At 59.4% G+C, this 648-nt stretch carries 1 protein-coding gene and 1 pseudogene; both read left to right on the forward strand.

What is annotated here, in order from left to right:
- Positions 1 to 414: hypothetical protein (locus H6B10_RS14985; RefSeq protein WP_204652308.1), on the forward strand; the 414-nt coding region annotated here is incomplete at its 5' end.
- A pseudogene (locus H6B10_RS14990) lies at positions 396 to 648 on the forward strand (NifB/NifX family molybdenum-iron cluster-binding protein); the annotation flags it as partial. The gene H6B10_RS14985 and the pseudogene H6B10_RS14990, both read left to right, overlap by 19 nt.

Here is a 648-nt window from a genome sequence, read left to right on the forward strand (position 1 = left end):
AACCTGCTTTACCAGAAAAATTTCGAGAACACCCTCAAATTCCTTCACAGGCACAAGGCGGAATACACCCTGCTGTGGTCCATTCCCCTGGAGGAAAACGTCTTTGGCCGGATGGTGGACCTGGTGCACGACGCCATTCTGGAAACGCTGCCCGCCGGCAGGGAAGGCCCCGACCCCTACGCCGATTTGTATGCCCGGCTTTTTGCCTCCGACATGATGACGCTGGTGCGCTGGTGGTTCCGCTATGAGGACCGTATCACCGCCCGGGATGTGCAGGACATCATGTGTAAGAATATGAAGCAGGGAATGTTCCGGACCTTCCGGGAGCAGATGCGGGGCCCCGGGCCTGTGAAGGCCCCGTCAGCCGCACAGAAAAATCGTTGCAGGAAACAGCAAAAGGAGCGTTTATCATGAGAATTGCAGTTACCTATGAAAACGGCCGGATCTTCCAGCATTTCGGCCATACCGCCCAGTTCAAGATCTATGATGTGCAGGACGGCAAGATCGTTTCGTCCCAGGTGCTGGATACCAACGGCAGCGGCCACGGCGCGCTGGCCGGGCTGCTGGCAGCGCTGCAGGTGGATGCGCTGATCTGCGGCGGCATTGGCGGCGGTGCCCGGATGGCGCTGGCGCAGGCCAACATCCGGC

Origin of the sequence: Gemmiger formicilis (genome assembly GCF_016901605.1) — a bacterium.
In the GTDB taxonomy this organism is placed as follows: Bacteria; Bacillota; Clostridia; order Oscillospirales; family Ruminococcaceae; genus Gemmiger; species Gemmiger formicilis_B.